At 72.9% G+C, this 17064-nt stretch carries 14 protein-coding genes and 1 tRNA gene; 10 read left to right on the forward strand and 5 right to left on the reverse strand.

Translation table 11 applies throughout. The features are described 5' to 3' along the window. Positions 1-7 precede the first annotated feature (7 nt). Positions 8-1783, forward strand: a complete 1776-nt coding sequence (locus H9624_RS09410) for an ABC-F family ATP-binding cassette domain-containing protein (protein ID WP_251839636.1) — start codon at positions 8-10, stop codon at positions 1781-1783. Between the two features lie 82 nt (positions 1784-1865). Next, the gene (locus tag H9624_RS09415; protein WP_251839637.1) at positions 1866-3233 is read left to right on the forward strand and encodes an FAD-binding oxidoreductase; all 1368 of its coding nucleotides are present in this window, start codon (positions 1866-1868) and stop codon (positions 3231-3233) included. Here H9624_RS09415 and H9624_RS09420 read toward each other — a convergent pair. From H9624_RS09420 to H9624_RS09435, 4 genes are all read right to left on the reverse strand, one after another. Continuing rightward, positions 3230-3727 carry a MarR family winged helix-turn-helix transcriptional regulator gene (locus H9624_RS09420; protein WP_251839638.1) on the reverse strand — a complete coding sequence of 166 codons (498 nt, stop codon included), beginning with the start codon at positions 3725-3727 and terminating at the stop codon, positions 3230-3232. The two genes, H9624_RS09415 and H9624_RS09420, sit on opposite strands and share 4 nt — an antisense overlap. 138 nt (positions 3728-3865) lie before the next feature. Then, positions 3866-5086: an ABC transporter permease gene (locus H9624_RS09425; RefSeq protein ID WP_251839639.1), complete on the reverse strand. Its 1221-nt coding sequence runs from the start codon at positions 5084-5086 to the stop codon at positions 3866-3868. Continuing rightward, the gene (locus H9624_RS09430; protein WP_251839640.1) at positions 5083-6003 is read right to left on the reverse strand and encodes an ABC transporter ATP-binding protein; all 921 of its coding nucleotides are present in this window, start codon (positions 6001-6003) and stop codon (positions 5083-5085) included. Before H9624_RS09430 ends, H9624_RS09425 begins: the two co-directional genes overlap by 4 nt. 72 nt (positions 6004-6075) lie before the next feature. After that, complete coding sequence (locus tag H9624_RS09435; RefSeq protein ID WP_152192427.1) at positions 6076-6690, reverse strand: TetR/AcrR family transcriptional regulator; 615 nt, start codon at positions 6688-6690, stop codon at positions 6076-6078. A gap of 122 nt (positions 6691-6812) precedes the next feature. On the opposite strand from H9624_RS09435, the gene H9624_RS09440 reads away from it, so the two are divergent. From H9624_RS09440 to pth, 6 genes are all read left to right on the forward strand, one after another. Further along, positions 6813-6884 (forward strand) — tRNA-Gln (locus H9624_RS09440). Between the two features lie 179 nt (positions 6885-7063). Further along, a complete protein-coding gene (gene glmU / locus H9624_RS09445; RefSeq protein ID WP_251839756.1) occupies positions 7064-8611 on the forward strand; it encodes a bifunctional UDP-N-acetylglucosamine diphosphorylase/glucosamine-1-phosphate N-acetyltransferase GlmU in 1548 nt (515 codons plus the stop codon). Further along, positions 8608-9588, forward strand: a complete 981-nt coding sequence (locus H9624_RS09450) for a ribose-phosphate diphosphokinase (protein ID WP_251839641.1) — start codon at positions 8608-8610, stop codon at positions 9586-9588. The genes glmU and H9624_RS09450 overlap by 4 nt, the downstream gene beginning before the upstream one ends. Before the next feature lie 249 nt (positions 9589-9837). Continuing rightward, positions 9838-10794, forward strand: coding sequence for a type IV toxin-antitoxin system AbiEi family antitoxin (locus tag H9624_RS09455; protein ID WP_251839642.1), 957 nt, complete (start codon positions 9838-9840; stop codon positions 10792-10794). A 267-nt stretch (positions 10795-11061) separates the two neighbouring features. Further along, positions 11062-11682, forward strand: coding sequence for a 50S ribosomal protein L25/general stress protein Ctc (locus tag H9624_RS09460; protein WP_251839643.1), 621 nt, complete (start codon positions 11062-11064; stop codon positions 11680-11682). Positions 11683-11750: 68 nt separating this feature from the next. Beyond that, positions 11751-12344: an aminoacyl-tRNA hydrolase gene (gene pth / locus H9624_RS09465; protein WP_251839644.1), complete on the forward strand. Its 594-nt coding sequence runs from the start codon at positions 11751-11753 to the stop codon at positions 12342-12344. A gap of 3 nt (positions 12345-12347) precedes the next feature. Here the strand turns inward: pth and H9624_RS09470 are convergent, their stop codons facing one another. Next, positions 12348-12968 carry an L-threonylcarbamoyladenylate synthase gene (locus H9624_RS09470; RefSeq protein WP_251839645.1) on the reverse strand — a complete coding sequence of 207 codons (621 nt, stop codon included), beginning with the start codon at positions 12966-12968 and terminating at the stop codon, positions 12348-12350. Positions 12969-13116: 148 nt separating this feature from the next. Here H9624_RS09470 and mfd point away from each other — a divergent pair, with 148 nt between their 5' ends. Beyond that, on the forward strand, positions 13117-16704 hold the full coding sequence (gene mfd / locus H9624_RS09475) for a transcription-repair coupling factor (protein ID WP_251839646.1): 3588 nt from the start codon (positions 13117-13119) through the stop codon (positions 16702-16704). A gap of 118 nt (positions 16705-16822) precedes the next feature. After that, complete coding sequence (locus tag H9624_RS09480; protein WP_251839647.1) at positions 16823-16978, forward strand: hypothetical protein; 156 nt, start codon at positions 16823-16825, stop codon at positions 16976-16978. Positions 16979-17064: the final 86 nt, after the last annotated feature.

The raw sequence follows: 17064 nt of genomic DNA on the forward strand, positions 1-17064 counted from the left end.
TTGACGGGTGGCACATCTTCTCGGGGCCGAGGCCCTGCACCTGGAGTACCCGACGCGCGTCGTCTTCGACTCGGTCAGCCTCGGCGTCGACGAGGGGGACCGGATCGGGATCGTCGGTCGCAACGGTGACGGCAAGTCGAGCCTCCTCGGCATGCTCTCGGGACGCATCGAGCCAGACGGCGGACGGGTCACCCGCCGCGGCGGCGTGCGGATGGGCGTGCTCGACCAGAGCGACACCCTCGACCCGGCGCTCACCGTGGGCCACACGATCGTCGGGGACCGTCCCGAGCACGAGTGGGCAGGCGACGCCGGGGTGCGCGACGTCATCGACGGTCTCGTCTCCGACCTGCCCTGGGACGCCACCGTCGGCACGCTGAGCGGCGGCCAGCGGCGCCGCGTCGCCCTCGCCACCCTCCTCGTGGGGGAGTGGGACGTCATCGCCCTCGACGAGCCCACCAACCACCTGGACGTCGAGGGGATCAGCTGGCTCGCCGCCCACCTCAAGCGCCGCTGGTCCGCGAACGCGGGCGGCCTCCTCGTCGTCACCCACGACCGCTGGTTCCTCGACGAGGTCGCGACGATGACGTGGGAGGTCCACGACCGGGTCGTCGAGCCCTTCGAGGGTGGCTACGCGGCCTACGTCCTGCAGCGCGTGGAGCGCGACCGCCAGGCCGCCGTCATCGAGGGCAAGCGGCAGAACCTCATGCGCAAGGAGCTCGCCTGGCTGCGTCGCGGCGCCCCGGCGCGCACCTCCAAGCCGAAGTTCCGCATCGACGCCGCGAACCAGCTCATCTCGGACGTGCCGCCGCTGCGGGACCGCACCGAGCTGTCCCGCCTCGCCACCGCCCGGCTCGGCAAGGACGTCGTCGACCTCCTCGACGCCTCGGTGTCCTTCGACGGCCGGGAGGTGCTGCGTGACGTCGAGTGGCGCATCGCCCCGGGCGAGCGCACCGGCATCCTCGGCGCCAACGGCGCCGGGAAGTCCACCCTCCTCGCGCTCGTCGCCGGCACGCTCGAGCCGACCTCCGGGCGCGTCAAGCGCGGCAAGACGGTGCGGCTGGCGATGCTCGACCAGCAGTTCACCGAGCTGCAGGAGATCGCCGGTGACCGGGTCCGCGAGGTGCTCGCCCGCACCCGCACGAGCTACGTCGTCGACGGCAAGGAGATGACGCCGGCGCAGCTGCTCGAGCGGCTCGGCTTCGCCCGGGAGCACCTGTCCGCCCGGGTGGGGGAGCTGTCCGGTGGCCAGAAGCGCCGTCTCCAGCTGCTCCTCATCCTGCTCTCCGAGCCCAACGTCCTCATCCTCGACGAGCCGACCAACGACGTCGACACCGACATGCTCGCCGCGATGGAGGACCTCCTCGACTCCTGGCCGGGCACGCTCATCGTCGTCTCCCACGACCGCTACCTCCTCGAGCGGGTCACCGACCAGCAGTACGCCGTCATGGACGGGCGGATGCGCCACGTGCCGGGGGGCGTGGACGAGTACCTCGAGCTGCGCCGTCGGGAGCAGGACGGGGCCGTCTCCGCCACGACGGGGACGGCCCCCAGGGACCAGCCGCGCAGCGCCGAGCTGCGGGCCACCCGCAAGGAGATGGCCGCGGCCGAGCGGCGGATGGAGAAGCTCGCCGCCCAGGTCGAGCGGCTGCACGCAAGGATGGCCGCCCACGACCCGAACGACTACGGCGGGCTGTCCGCCCTCGGTGAGGAGCTGCGCGCCCTCGAGGCGCAGGTCGCCGAGCAGGAGGAGCGCTGGCTCGAGCTCTCCGAGCAGGTGGGGTAGCCGGCTCGAAAAAGAGCTAGGACGTGCCCGGCCGGCGTCCTAGCCTCCTTGCCTCCGACCGTTTCCGGAAGTGAGGCCGACGATGACATCCCTTGCGAACCTGGAGCAGGCCCTCCCTGGCCGGCTCCTGCGCCCCGACGCCGACGGCTTCGCCGAGCTCACCGCCCGGGAGTTCGCCGCCCTCGGTGACCCTCCCGCCGCCGTCGCGCAGGTGAGCACGACGGCCGACGTCGTCGCCGCCGTCCGCGGAGCCCGCGACGTGGGCCTCTCCGTGGCCGTCCGCAGCGGCGGCCACAGCTACGCCCACCACAGCGCCGGCCCCGGCGGCCTCGTCCTCGACGTGCGGGGCCTCGACTCCGTCTCGATCGACCCGGACGCGCTCGTCGGCCACGCCGGCGGCGGTGCCACCGCCGGTGCCTACAGCCGCGCAGCGGGTGAGCACGGGCTCGCCACCGGCTTCGGGGACACCGGGACCGTCGGTGTCGCGGGCATCGCCCTCGGCGGCGGCATCGGGTTCCTCAGCCGGCGCGACGGGCTCACGGTCGACAACGTCCTCGCCGCCGAGGTCGTGCTCGCCGACGGGAGCGTCGTCACCGCGGACGCGGAGCACCACCAGGACCTCTTCTGGGCGCTCAGGGGCGGGGGCGGCAACTTCGGCGTCGTCACGGGCCTCACCCTCCGGCTCCGGCCGACGGCCGTCACCGGCGGGATGCTCGTCCTCGAGCCGACCCCCGAGCGACTCGCCGCCGCCAACCAGGCGGTCCTCGACGCCGCCGACGGGCTCAGCGCGATGATCAACCTCCTCGTCGCGCCGCCCGCGCCGTTCCTCCCGCCGTCGCTGCACGGCAGACCGATCATGCTCGTCCTCGTGTGCTGGTCGGGCCCGGAGGCGGAGGCGGACTCCGCGCTCGCGCCCCTCCGCGCGCTGGGCGAGCCCCTCGTCGAGGACATCGGCCCCCGCGCGTACACCGACATCCTCCAGGGGCCGCCCCCGTCCCCGCAGCCGCTGCACCCGGCGATGCGCACGGGCTTCACCGACCGCCTCGACGAGCAGTGGGCCGCCACCGTCCTCGACGCGGTGACGACCGCGACGACGTTCACCGCCGTCAACCTCCGCCCCATGGGCGGGGCGATCGCCCGCGTCCCGGTGGACGCGACCGCGTTCGCGCACCGGCACCACGCCGTCATGGCCTCCGTCGCCGCGCCCACGCCGGACCTCACCGCCCTTCCCGCCGCACAGGCGTGGGCCGACGCCACGGCGAGGTCGCTCGGCCTGGTCGGCGCGGGGTACGTGAACTTCATGTCGGAGACGACGGCGGACGACGTCGCCGCGGCGTACCCCGGTGCGGTCCTCGAGCGGCTGCGGGAGGTCAAGCGGACCTACGACCCGGACAACGTCTTCCGCTACAACCACAACGTCACGCCCGCCCCGGCGGGCCCGGGCGGCTAGGAGTCCAGCGGCAGCAGGAGCCGGCGCAGGAGGCTGGTGAGCTGCTCCGCCTCGGCGGGCTCCAGCTCGGACAGCAGCTCCTGCTCGGAGTGGAGGAGGTCGGCCATCGCGGCGTCGACCGTCTCCTTGCCCCGCGGGGTGAGGCGGACGAGCACGACGCGGCGGTCCGTGGTGCCGACGGCGCGGACGACGTAGCCGTGGGCCACCATCCGGTCGATGCGGTTCGTCATCGTCCCCGAGGACACGAGCGTCTCGTTGAGCAGCCGGCCGGCCGTCAGCTCGTACGGCTCACCGGCGCGCCGCAGCGCGGACAGGACGTCGAACTCCCAGCCCTCGAGGGCGTGGTCGATGAAGACCCGGCGGCGGGCGAGGTCGAGGCGGCGCGAGAGGCGCGAGACCCGGGAGAAGACGTGCAGCGGCCGGGGGTCGAGGTCGGGGCGCTCCCGCCCCCACGCCGCAACGATGCGGTCGACCTCGTCCTGGCCCTGGAGCATGCCCCGAGATTACTCGACATCGAGATAAACGGGTGCAGGCGCAGGTCCCACGCCGCGCGCCCCCGAGCCGGAGGGGGAGAACGCGAGAGCCGGACTCCTCGCGGGGAGGAGTCCGGCTCTCGGTGACTGGGGAAGGCGTCAGCCGCGCAGGGCGTCGGTGAGCTTCATCCGGCCACCGGTGTGGAGCACGCCGCGGCGGTAGACCCGCGCCGCCAGCCACACGAGCACCGGGATCGTCACGAGGGCGATGCCGATGGACAGGAGCAGCTCCCACGTCTCGACCCCGCCGAACACGTTGCGCACCGGCATCATGAACGGGGAGAAGAACGGGATCTGGGACAGGATGCGCACCGGGGTGCTGTCGGGGTCCGACGTCACCATGAACATCGCGAGGTAGTACGGCACGAACATGAGGAACATGAGCGGCGTCGTCACGGCGCCGATCTCCTCCTGACGCGAGATGAGCGCCGCGAAGCCGCCGAAGAGCAGCGCGAACACGGCGAAGCCGAGGAAGAACCACAGGAGGACGAGGAGCATCGTCCCGCCGAGGTCGATCTCGAAGCCCTCGAGCAGCCCGGTCGCCATCGCGGGCACCGCCGCGGCGGCGCTGAGCACGACGACCTGGACGAGGCTGACGATGCCGATGCCGAGGATCTTGCCGGCGAGCAGCTCCGAGGGGCGGATCGTCGCGAGGAGGATCTCGACGACGCGCGAGGTCTTCTCCTCGACGACGCCCATCGCGATGAGCGAGCCGGAGCCGATGAGGGCGAAGAGCAGGAGGGAGATCGCGAGGACCGCGACGAGGTACTGGGGGCCGAACTGGTCGGCGTCGTCCTCCGCGTCGACGCTCGCCACCTGCGGGCCGGCCATCGCCAGGGCCTCGTTGAAGGCCTGCGGGTCCCCGCCGAGCTCGCTCACCTGGTCGGCGAGGACGTGCGCCTGGACGGCGCTCGTGACGAGGGCGAGGAGCTGCTGGTCCGCCTCGTCGTCGACGAGCATCTCCGGGCGCGCCGGGTCCCCGCCGAGGAAGGCGTCGAGGTCCTCGGTCAGCCGAGGCTCGGCCTCCTCGCGGGTCAGCTCCTCGACCTCGACCGTCGTGCCCAGGGCCGTGCCCGCGGCGGTCAGCTGGGGCTCGAGCTCGGCGACGCCGCTCTCGACGGCGACGGTGAAGTCCGCGGCGCCGTCGTCCTCACGGCCGGCGAAGTAGTCGAGGACGAGGATCCCGGCGACGATGACGACGACCATGATGGCCAGCGAGATGAGGTTCGACTTCGTGAAGAAGCGGGCCTTGACCTCACGACGCGCGACCATGCCGACGTTGGCGAGGGTGGAGTTCCGGCTGGTGCTGTCCTTGCTCATGCTGCGTCCTTCTCCTCGGTCTCGCTGACGACGCCCCGGAAGAGGTCGGCGAGCGTGGGCACGACCGGCCCGAACTCGCGGAGCTGCCCGGCGGCGGTGGCGGCGGAGAGCAGTGGCTGCTCGACACCGGCGTCGTGGCCGGTGAGCTCGACGACGACCTCCCGGCCGTCGTCGGACAGCACCCGGGCACCGGGGACCGTCTGCGCCCAGCCGGCGGCTGCGCCGTCGACGACGGCGCGCCAGCGCGCGTTCGGCGTGCGGCGCAGCTCCTCCTTCGTGCCGACGGCGACCATCTTCCCGGCGCGGACGATGCCGACGCGGTCGCACAGGCGCTCGACGAGGTCGAGCTGGTGGGAGGAGAAGATGACGGGGACGCCGGCGGCGGCCCGCTCGGACAGGACGCCGCTCATGACGTCGACGGCGACGGGGTCGAGGCCGGAGAAGGGCTCGTCGAGGACGAGGATCTCCGGGCCGTGGACGAGCGCGGCCGCGAGCTGCACCCGCTGCTGGTTGCCCAGGGACAGCTTCTCGACGTCGTCGCCGCGACGCGCCTCGACGCCCAGGCGCTCGGTCCACTGCTCCATCGCGGCGGTGGCCTGCTTCTCGCCCATGCCGTGGAGGCGGGCGAGGTAGACGAGCTGCTCACCGACCTTCATCTTCGGGTACAGCCCACGCTCCTCGGGCATGTAGCCGACGCGGCGGCGCATGTCGAGGTCGAGGGGCTGTCCCTTCCAGCGCACCTCGCCGGAGTCGGCGGCGAGCACGCCGAGGGCGATGCGCATCGCCGTCGTCTTGCCGGCACCGTTGGACCCGACGAAGCCGAAGATCTCCCCGCCGTCGACGGAGAAGGTGAGGTCGGTGAGGGCGCGCAGCGTGCCGTACGCCTTGTTGAGGTGGTCGAACTCGAGCTGTGGCATGGCCTCTTCCGTGGTCGCCGGGCGGGTTCGGGCCAGAGTCTAGGGGACGGGTCCGACGCCCCCTCGGGATTTTCAGTCCGCGGCGGAGTCGGGCAGACCGGTCAGCCGCGGGCTCTTCTCGAGGGCGGCCAGCCCGTTCCACGAGAGGTTGACGAGGTGCGCGGCGACGGTCTGCCGGTCGGGGTGGCGCGCCTCGAGCCACCACTGCCCGGTGAGCGCGATCATCCCGACGAGCATCTGGGCGTAGATGGGAGCCGTGCTCGTCGGCAGCCCACGACGGCGGAACTGCTCGGCGAGCAGGTGCTCCACCTGCGTGGCGACGTCCCCGATGAGGGAGGAGAAGGTGCCGGTGGCCTGGGCGACGGGGGAGTCGCGCACGAGGATGCGGAAGCCGTCGGTGTTGAGCTCGATGTACTCGAGCAGGGCCAGGGCCGTCCGCTCGACGATCCGCTTGGGGTGCCCGCCCGTCTCGAGCGCACCGCTCAGTGCGGCCAGCAGCTGCTGCAGCTCACGGTCGACGATGACGGCGTACACGCCCTCCTTGCCGCCGAAGTGCTCGTAGACGACGGGCTTGGAGACCTTCGCGCGGGACGCGATCTCCTCGACGCTCGTGCCCTCGAAGCCCTTCTCGGCGAAGAGCTCGCGGCTGACGTCGAGCAGCTGCTCCCGGCGCTGTCCGGCGGTCATCCGGGCGCGGGACGTGCGAGATCGGTCACTGGTCACCCACCCATCATGCCTGGCGGGTCCGACAGGCGGCCGGGCTGCCCACACGGCCTGGCACACTAGGCGCTGCGCCGCGCACGGCGCGGTCCGCCCTGGTGTAACGGCAGCACACAGGCCTTTGGTGCCTTGAGGTCCGGGTTCGAATCCTGGGGGCGGAGCGCCCGGCCACCCCGCAGGACGGGAGCCTCACCGGGGTCCGGCCGCCCGTGCGCCGGGATAGAGTGGTGAGCGCACAAAGCCCGGGGAACACCCCGAGCAGGACCCGACGAGGGAGCCGACACGCGTGAGTGCCCAGCCAGCCGCCGTCATCGTCCTTGCCGCAGGTGAGGGCACCCGGATGAGGTCCCGGACCCCCAAGGTCCTCCATCGCATCGCCGGCCGCAGCCTTCTCGGCTTCGCGCTCCGCGCCGGTGCCGAGCTCGACCCGCGGCGACTCGCCGTCGTCGTGCGCCACGAGCGGGAGACCGTCGCCGCGCACGCCGGGGAGCAGCTGCCCGGCGTCGTCGTCGTCGACCAGGACGCCGTGCCCGGGACCGGCCGCGCCGTCCAGTGCGCCCTCGGTGTCCTCGACGGCCTCGAGGAGGCCGGTGCGGCGCTCCTGTCCGGCGCCGCCGCGTCCGGCGGAGGACGCCTCGAGGGCCCCGTCGTCGTCACCGCCGGTGACGTCCCGCTCCTCGACTCCGCCACGCTGCAGCAGATGCTCGCGGCGCACGAGGCCGACGGCAACGCCGTCACCCTCCTCAGCACCCGCCTGCCCGACCCCTACGGCTACGGGCGCGTCGTGCGCGACGACAGCGGCGACGTCGTCGCGGTCGTCGAGGAGCGCGACGCCACCGCCGAGCAGCGCGAGATCGACGAGATCAACGCCTCGATCTACGTCTTCGACGCCGACGTGCTGCGCGACGCCCTCACCCGCGTCGACGACGCCAACGACCAGGGCGAGGTCTACCTCACCGACGTCGTCGCCCTCGCCCACGGCGACGGCAAGCGGGTGCGCGCGCTCGTCGTCGAGGACGAGTGGCTCGTCTCCGGCGTCAACGACCGCGCCCAGCTCGCGGCGATCGGCACCGAGCTCAACCGCCGCCTCGTCGCCGAGTGGATGCGCGCCGGCGTCACGGTCGTCGACCCCGCCACCACGTGGGTCGACGTCGACGTCCGCCTCGGCCGCGACGTCACCATCCACCCCGGCACCCAGCTGCACGGCACGACGACCGTCGACGACGGCGCGGAGATCGGTCCCGACACCACCCTGCGTGACGTCGTCGTCGGCGCGGAGGCCACCGTCGTGCGCACGCACGGCTTCAGCGCCACCGTCGGCCCGCGCGCCACGGTCGGCCCCTTCGCCTACCTGCGCCAGGACACCGTGCTGGGCGAGGGCGGCAAGATCGGCACCTTCGTCGAGACCAAGGACGCGCAGATCGGGGCCGGCTCCAAGGTCCCGCACCTGTCCTACGTCGGGGACGCGGAGATCGGGGAGGGCACGAACATCGGCGCCGCCTCCGTCTTCGTCAACTACGACGGCGTGAACAAGCACCGCTCGAAGGTCGGCAACGGTGCGCGCACCGGCTCGGACAACATGTTCGTCGCGCCGGTGACCGTCGGTGACGGCGCCTACACCGGTGCCGGCACCGTCCTCCTCAAGGACGTCCCGCCCGGCGCGCTGGCGGTCAACTCCATGACCCAGCGCAACATCGAGGGCTGGGTGCTGCGGCGCCGGCCCGGCACGCCCTCCGCGGAGGCCGCGAGCAAGGCGCTCGGGGCCGACGAGGAGCGGGAGCTCTCCCCCCAGGCACGGGCCGAGCTGGCCCGCGGCAACCACGGCACCGCCGTCCCTCGTGACGGCGACGCCCCCTCCGACACGACCGGGAGCAGCACCGAGCGATGACAGGCATCACCTCACGCGGCGAGAAGCGACTCGTCCTTGTGTCCGGACGGGCGCACCCGGCCCTGGCGAACGCCGTGGCGCGGGAGCTCGGCACCGAGCTCGTCCCCACCACCGCCTACGACTTCGCCAACGGTGAGATCTACGTCCGCTTCGAGGAGAGCGTGCGCGGCTCGGACGCCTTCGTGCTCCAGTCGCACACGGCCCCGATCAACCAGTGGCTCATGGAGCAGCTGCTCATGGTCGACGCGCTCAAGCGCGCCTCGGCCAAGCGCATCACGGTCATCGCGCCCTTCTACCCCTACGCGCGGCAGGACAAGAAGCACAAGGGCCGCGAGCCGATCTCCGCGCGGTTCATCGCCGACATGTTCAAGACCGCCGGCGCGGACCGCCTCATGTCGGTGGACCTCCACGCCGCGCAGGTGCAGGGCTTCTTCGACGGACCGGTCGACCACCTGTGGGCGATGCCGATCCTCACCGACTACGTGCGCTCGCGGGTCGACACGAGCAACGTCACGGTCGTCTCCCCGGACGCCGGCCGCATCCGGGTGGCCGAGAAGTGGGCAGAGAAGCTCGGTGGCGGGCCGCTCGCCTTCGTCCACAAGACCCGCGACATCACCCGGCCCAACCAGGCGGTGGCCAACCGCGTCGTCGGTGAGGTCGAGGGGCGCACCTGCGTGCTCGTCGACGACCTCATCGACACCGGCGGCACGATCTCCGAGGCCGTCAAGGTCGTCAAGGCGGCCGGGGCGCGCGACGTCATCGTCGCCGCCACCCACGGCGTGCTCTCCGACCCTGCCGCCCAGCGGCTGAGCGAGTGCGGCGCCCGGGAGGTCGTCATCACCGACACCCTCCCGCTGGACGCGAGCAAGCACTTCCCCCAGCTCACGGTGCTGCCCATCGCCCCGCTCCTGGCGCGCGCGATCCGCGCCGTCTTCGACGACGGCTCGGTCACCAGCCTCTTCGACGGCAACGCCTAAGGCCCCGCCCGGCGCCAGGCCGCCCGGGCGCCCGGCCCGCCCCGGCGCCCGCCGCCGGCCCGCCCCGGCGCCCGCCGCCGGACCCCGCTGCTGGAACTGATCGGCGCGGCTGACATATCAGCCGCGCCGATCAGCATCTGCAGCGCAGACGGGAGGAGGGTGCCGCACAGGTGGACGTGCGGTCGCCTCCGTCCCCAGATCGCGTCGGCGCGGCCCGTGTGAGGGGGCCTCGTGGGCCAGGGTGCGGGGATGGACCGGGAGCCGCTCGACCTCATCCCCACCCGCGACGCTGCTCTCCGCGGCGTCGACATCCGCTCGGCGAAGGCGTCCGTCGTCAGGCTGCGGCACGGCACCTACGTCGACCGTGAGGCACTGGGCGCCGCGTCACCTGCGCTGCGCTACGAGTACGTCGTCCGCGCCACGGTGGAGTCGATGCGCTCCGGAGCACCGCTTGCGCACGAGTCCGCTGCCGTCGTGCTCGAGATCCCGATCATCGGTCCGTGGCCGGACCGTACGCACGTCATGGTGAAGGCCGGCCGCGGGGGTCGGAGCAGTGCTCGGATCGTCCGTCACGGTACGCGGGAGATGCCGGACCTCGTCACCGTGGAGGGGATCGCGGTGGTACACCCAGCACGGACCGTCGTGGACCTCGCCCGCACGCGCAGCTTCGCCTCCGGGCTCGCCAGTGCGGACCACGTGCTTCGCACCGGGCTGGTGACGCGCGAGCAGCTCCTCGCCGAGGTCGAGAAGATCGGCTATCACCGGGGAGCGGGACGGGCACGGGCGGTGGTCGAGCATGCCGATGCGCGGGCGGAGTCGGTCGGGGAGTCGCTCAGCCGCGCCCAGATGATCGAGCTGCGGCTTCCCGTCCCCGTGCTGCAGCACGACGTCTACGACGCGGACGGGTTCGTCGGCCGGACCGACTTCTGGTGGCCGGAGCTCCGGCTCGTCGGGGAGTTCGACGGCAAGGTCAGGTTCGGTCGGGAGATCGCCGGTGACCTGTCGGACGCCCGGCAGGCGCTGTGGCGGGAGAAGCAGCGGGAGGACCGGCTGCGGCGTCTGGGCCTCGGCGTGGTCCGGTGGACGTGGGACGAGGCGAGCGACCGCGGACGGTACGCGCGGCTGCTGGCGCGAGCCGGACTCCATCCGGGCCGCCGGACCGAGTCCGGCCTGATCCCCGCTGCTGATCCCGCTTCCCGCTCCTGAAAAGTCAGCAGCGCGAAGCAGGATCAGCAGCGGGGAAGCGGCTGGGGGTGGCGGGGGAAGCGGCCGGGCAGTTCGGGGCGGCGGGGTGCGGTGGGGCACAGCCGGCGGCCTACCGGGCGGGTGCCGGGGTCGGGTACCATTGACAGGTTGCCTCGGCGAGGGAGTTCGGACACCGGCTCCGTGATCGACGCGGTGGCGCCTCCGGGTGCCGCGTGTCCTCCCGCGCCCAGGTGCTGCCGCCGTCCGACGCCAGACATGGAGACCCTCGTGGCCGACAACCAGACCCTCAACGCAACGATCCGCACCGAGTTCGGCAAGGGCGCCGCCCGCCGTACCCGCCGCGCGAACCTCATCCCGGCCGTCCTCTACGGGCACGGCGAGGCCCCCCAGCACCTCGCGCTCGAGTCCCACGCGACCTTCCTCGCGCTCAAGGACAACGCGAACGCGCTCCTCACCCTCGTCATCGACGGCAAGGAGCAGACCGCCCTCGCCAAGGACGTCCAGCGCGACCCGGTCCGCCGCACCATCGACCACGTCGACCTCGTCATCGTCCGCAAGGGCGAGAAGGTGACCGTCGAGGTCCCCGTCCACGTCGTCGGCGAGTCGGCCCCCGGCACGATCCACCAGGTCGAGCTGCAGCACCTCACGGTCACCGTCCCCGCCACGAGCATCCCCGAGCTCGTCGAGGTCTCCATCGAGGGCCTCGAGGACGGCGCGATCATCCGCGTCAGCGACATCCCCCGCCCCGAGGGCGCGACGATCGACGTCGACCCGGAGCACGAGGTCGTCATCGTCTCGACGCCGCGTGCGTCGGCCGACGACATCGCCGCCGACGAGGCGTCCGCCGAGGCCGGCGCCTCCGCCGGCGCGGACTCCTCCGAGGCCTGATGCCCTGAGCCCACGTCACGCCCGGACCGCCGGGCGTGACGTGGGCTCACGTCTGTGCAGGGAGAGACATGAACGACACCTGGCTCGTCGCCGGGCTCGGCAACCCCGGGCCGAAGTACGCCGGCAACCGGCACAACGTCGGTCGCATGGTCATCGACGTCCTCGCTCGCCGTACCAGCAGCTCGCTCACCAGCCACAAGGCGCGCGCGCACGTGGCCGACGCGCGCCTCGGCGTGCTCCCCGGCGGAGCCCCCGGCCCCCGGGTGGTCCTCGCCATCCCCGGCACCTACATGAACCTCTCCGGCGAGCCCGTCAGCGCGCTCCTGCGCTTCTACGACATCCCCCCGGAGCGGCTCCTCGTCGTCCACGACGAGCTCGACCTCCCGCCGAGCACGCTGCGCCTCAAGCGCGGCGGCGGCGAGGGCGGGCACAACGGCCTGCGCTCCATCTCCGCCTCGACCGGGACCAAGGACTACGTGCGCCTGCGCGTGGGCATCGGGCGCCCGCCGGGCCGGATGGACGCCGCGGACTTCGTCCTGCGTGACTTCTCCCCGGCCGAGCGGCCCGAGCTCCTCGTCACCCTGGAGGAGGCGGCGGACGCCGTCGAGCAGGTCGTCACCGAGGGGCTGGAGAAGGCGCAGCTGCGCCTCCACACCGCCTGACGGTCACTCGAAGCGGGAGGTGTCACCCGCCCCGGCTCGGGCCACCTCGGGCGCACCGCCGGTGAGGTCGACGACGGTGGTCGGCTCGACCGACGACACCGGCGCGTCGACGACGACGTCGACGAGGTGGCCGATCTCGTCGTTGACGACCCAGCCCTCCGACATCGTCTCGGCGGTGTCCGGCAGGATGAGCGTGGACGTGAGCATCGGCTCGCCGAGCTCGGAGAGGATCGCCAGCGCCACGCGGTGGTCCGGCACCCGCACGCCCACGGTGAGCTTCTTCGGCTGGAGCATCATCCGGGGCACCTCCTTCGTCGCCTTGACGATGAAGGTGTAGGGCCCGGGCGTCAGCGACTTCACCAGCCGGAAGCCGGCGTTGTCGAGGATGACGAAGGTGCCCGCCTGGGCGAGGGTCGCGCACATGAGCGTGAAGTGGTGCTTGTCGTCCAGCCGCCGGATCGTGCGGATCCGGTCGAGGGCCTCCTTGCTGCCCAGCCGCGCACCGAGCGCGTACCCGGAGTCGGTCGGGTAGGCGATGAGGCCGCCGTCGCGCAGCACCTCGGTGACCTGCGCGAGGCGGCGCGGCTGGGGGTCCTGGGGGTGAAGCTCGACGTAGCGCGCCATCGGCCCAGTGTGCCGCAGGTCGCCTCGGCCGGCAGCGGAACAGCGGACGCTCGCCGGGAGATGCGCGCCCAGCCGCCGTAGAATCGTCAGGTTCCCCCGCTCCGGACCAGGATGCGGGGCGCCTGTGCTGCCCACCTGCGAAGGACCCATGCGACTCACCGGACTCATCCCTCCGCTCCTCGCCGACCCCGCCTTCGCCCAGGCCGTCGCCGCGGCCGCGCAGGGGGGCGAGCGGGCCGTGAGCATCCCGCTCGGCGTGCGTGCCGCCCTCGTCGCCGCGATCACCGAGCGTGAGGGACGCACCGACCGGCCCGTCGTCGTCGTCACCGCCACCGGCCGGGAGGCCGACGACGCCGCGGCAGCCGTCCGCAACTTCCTCCCCGCCGACGACGTCGCGGTGCTGCCCTCGTGGGAGACCCTCCCGCACGAGCGGCTCTCCCCGCGCAGCGACACCGTCGCCCGCCGCATCGCGGTCTTCCGCCGCCTCGCGCACCCCGGCACCGGGCGCACCGGCCCGATCCGCGTCCTCATCATGCCGGTGCGGGCCCTGCTGCAGCCGGTCATCAAGGGCCTCGGTGAGCTGCAGCCGGTCGAGCTCGAGGTCGGTGACGAGCGCAGCCTCGAGGAGGTCGCCGCCGGCCTGTCCGCGGCTGCCTACTCGCGCGTCGACATGGTCGAGTCCCGCGGCCAGTTCGCCGTCCGCGGCGGCATCCTCGACGTCTTCCCGCCGGCCGAGGACCACCCGATGCGCGTGGAGTTCTGGGGCGACACCGTCGAGGAGATCCGCTGGTTCTCCGTCGCGGACCAGCGCAGCCTCGACGTCGCCGACCACGGCCTGTGGGCGCCGCCGGCCCGCGAGATGCTCCTCACCGGCGCGGTCCGCGCCCGCGCCAAGTCGCTCGTCGCGGAGATGCCCGGCGCCGCGGACATGCTCGAGCGGCTCAGCGAGGGCATCGCCGTCGAGGGCATGGAGTCCCTCGCTCCGCTCCTCGTCGACGGCCTCGAGCCCGTCCTCGACCTCGTGCCCGACGACGCCCTCGTCCTCATGTCCGAGCCCGAGCGCATCCGCCGCCGCGCGCACGACCTCGTGGCGACCACCGAGGAGTTCCTCGCCGCGGCCTGGGCCTCCGCCGCAGCGGGCGGCACGACGCCCGTCGAGCTGCGCAGCGCCTCCTTCGCGACGCTCGAGGACACCCACGACCTCGCCCGCAGTCGCGGCCTCGGCTGGTGGGACCTCACCAGCCTCTCCGCCGAGATGCCCGACGCCCCGGACGACGACGGCGCCACGGACGAGGACACCTCCGCCGTCGCCGCCCGCGACGTCGAGCCCTACCGCGGCGACGTCCCGCGCGCCCTCGCGGACCTGCGCGCCCTCACCCGGGACGGGTGGCGGCTCCTCATCACGACCCAGGGCCCCGGCCAGGCCCGGCGCATGGTTGAGCAGCTCGCCGACGCCGACGTCCCCGCCCGCCAGGTCGAGGACGTCGTCGAGGAGCCGCCCGCCGACGTCGTCCTCGTCACGACGGCGTCGGTCCCGCGCGGCTTCGTCGCCCCGGGGCTGCGGCTCGCCGTCGTCACCGAGTCCGACCTCACCGGCCGCGCGGGCACCTCGACCCGCGACATGCGCAAGATGCCCTCGCGGCGGCGCGGCGTCGTCGACCCGCTCGCGCTGCGGCCGGGCGACTACGTCGTCCACGAGCAGCACGGCGTCGGGCGGTTCATCGAGCTCATCCAGCGCACCGTGGGCCGCGGCAAGGACGCCACCACCCGCGAGTACCTCGTCATCGAGTATGCCTCGTCCAAGCGGGGCCAGCCGGGGGACCGGCTCTTCGTCCCCACCGACTCCCTGGACCAGGTGACGAAGTACTCCGGCGGGGAGGCCCCGAGCGTCAACAAGATGGGCGGCGGTGACTGGGCCAAGACCAAGAGCCGCGCCCGCAAGGCGGTCAAGGAGATCGCGGCCGAGCTCATCCGTCTCTACGCCGCGCGCGCCTCGACCAAGGGCCACGCCTTCGCCCCGGACACGCCCTGGCAGCGCGAGCTCGAGGACGCCTTCCCCTACGTCGAGACCCCCGACCAGCTCGTCACCATCGAGGAGGTCAAGAGGGACATGGAGCGGGAGATGCCCATGGACCGCCTCCTGTCCGGCGACGTCGGCTACGGCAAGACGGAGATCGCCGTCCGGGCCGCCTTCAAGGCCGTCCAGGACGGCAAGCAGGTGGCCGTCCTCGTCCCCACGACCCTCCTCGTCCAGCAGCACTTCGACACCTTCTCCGAGCGCTACGCCGGCTTCCCCGTCGAGGTCCGCGCCCTGTCCCGCTTCCAGAGCGACGCCGAGGCCACCGCGACCCGCGACGACCTGGCCTCGGGCAAGGTCGACGTCGTCATCGGCACCCACCGCCTCCTCACCGGGGAGATCCGCTTCAAGGACCTGGGTCTGGTCATCGTCGACGAGGAGCAGCGCTTCGGCGTCGAGCACAAGGAGACGCTCAAGCAGCTGCGCACGAACGTCGACGTCCTCGCGATGAGCGCGACGCCCATCCCGCGCACCCTGGAGATGGCGATCACCGGCATCCGTGAGATGTCGACGCTCGCCACCCCGCCGGAGGAGCGCCACCCGATCCTCACCTACGTCGGCCCCTACGAGGAGAAGCAGGTGGCCGCGGCCATCCGGCGCGAGATGCTCCGCGAGGGGCAGGTCTTCTTCGTCCACAACCGCGTCTCCTCGATCCAGCGCGCCGCCTCGCGCATCTCCGAGCTCGTGCCGGAGGCGCGGGTGGCCGTCGCCCACGGGCAGATGGGCGAGCACCAGCTGGAGAAGGTCATCCAGGACTTCTGGAACAAGGAGTTCGACGTCCTCGTCTGCACGACGATCGTCGAGACCGGCCTGGACATCTCCAACGCCAACACCCTGCTCGTCGACCGCGCCGACACCTTCGGCCTGTCCCAGCTCCACCAGCTGCGCGGCCGGGTGGGCCGTGGCCGCGACCGTGCCTACGCCTACTTCCTCTACCCGCCGGAGAAGCCGCTCACCGAGACGGCGCACGACCGCCTCACGACCATCGCCTCGCACACCGAGCTCGGCGCCGGCATCCAGGTGGCGATGAAGGACCTCGAGATCCGCGGCGCGGGCAACCTCCTCGGCGGGGAGCAGTCGGGCCACATCGCCGGGGTCGGCTTCGACCTGTACATCCGGATGGTGGCCGACGCCGTCGCGGAGTTCCGTGGCGAGAAGGAGCAGGAGAAGGCCGACGTCCGCATCGAGCTGCCGGTCGACGCGCACGTGCCCCACGAGTACATCGAGCACGAGCGACTGCGCCTGGAGGCCTACGCGAAGATCTCCGCGGCCGACGACGACGCCGCCATCGACGCCGTCCGCACCGAGCTCGCCGACCGCTACGGGCCCGTCCCCGAGCAGGTCGAGCGGCTCTTCGCGGTCGCGGCGCTGCGGACGCGGGCCCGTGCGGTCGGTCTGAGCGACATCACCGCGCAGGGCAAGTACGTCCGCTTCGCGCCCGTCGAGCTGCCCGAGTCGGCTCAGCTGCGCCTCAAGCGCCTCTACCCGGGCACCGTGCTCAAGCCCGCCGTCCGCACGATCCTCGTCCCGTTCCCGATGACGGCGAAGGTCGCGGGCAAGCCGCTGCACGACGCCGCCCTGCTCGTGTGGGCGGGGGAGCTCGTCGAGGCCGTGCTCACCTCCTCGGTCGCCGCTGCCGCGCAGGTCGCCACCTCCTGAGCGAGGGGGTGGCGGCTGTCGGCGCGTGGGGCACGCGGCCGGTGCGCGGGGCGACGGCGTGGCAGCCGGGGCGATGTCAGTGGTCGGTGTGACAGTGGGAGTGACGGAAGGGGACGACATGACCACTGCTACCGCAGAGCGCACCACCACCCGGACGGCCGAGGACATCGACCGTGACGGACTCGAGGTCTACTGCCCGGAGGCTCGCGGCGCCACGCGCACCCGCCACTACTTCTGCGAGTGCTGCGGCGCCACCGACCACGACCTCCTCTGACGAGCCGTCCTGCCCCGCCGTGGCGGGGCAGGAGCGGTCCCCGGCTCCCGTACGATGGTGCGGGCCGGTGCGCCGCCGGCCGGACG

The sequence above is a fragment of the Oceanitalea stevensii genome (assembly GCF_014837105.1).
Classification (GTDB): Bacteria; Actinomycetota; Actinomycetes; order Actinomycetales; family Actinomycetaceae; genus Oceanitalea; species Oceanitalea stevensii.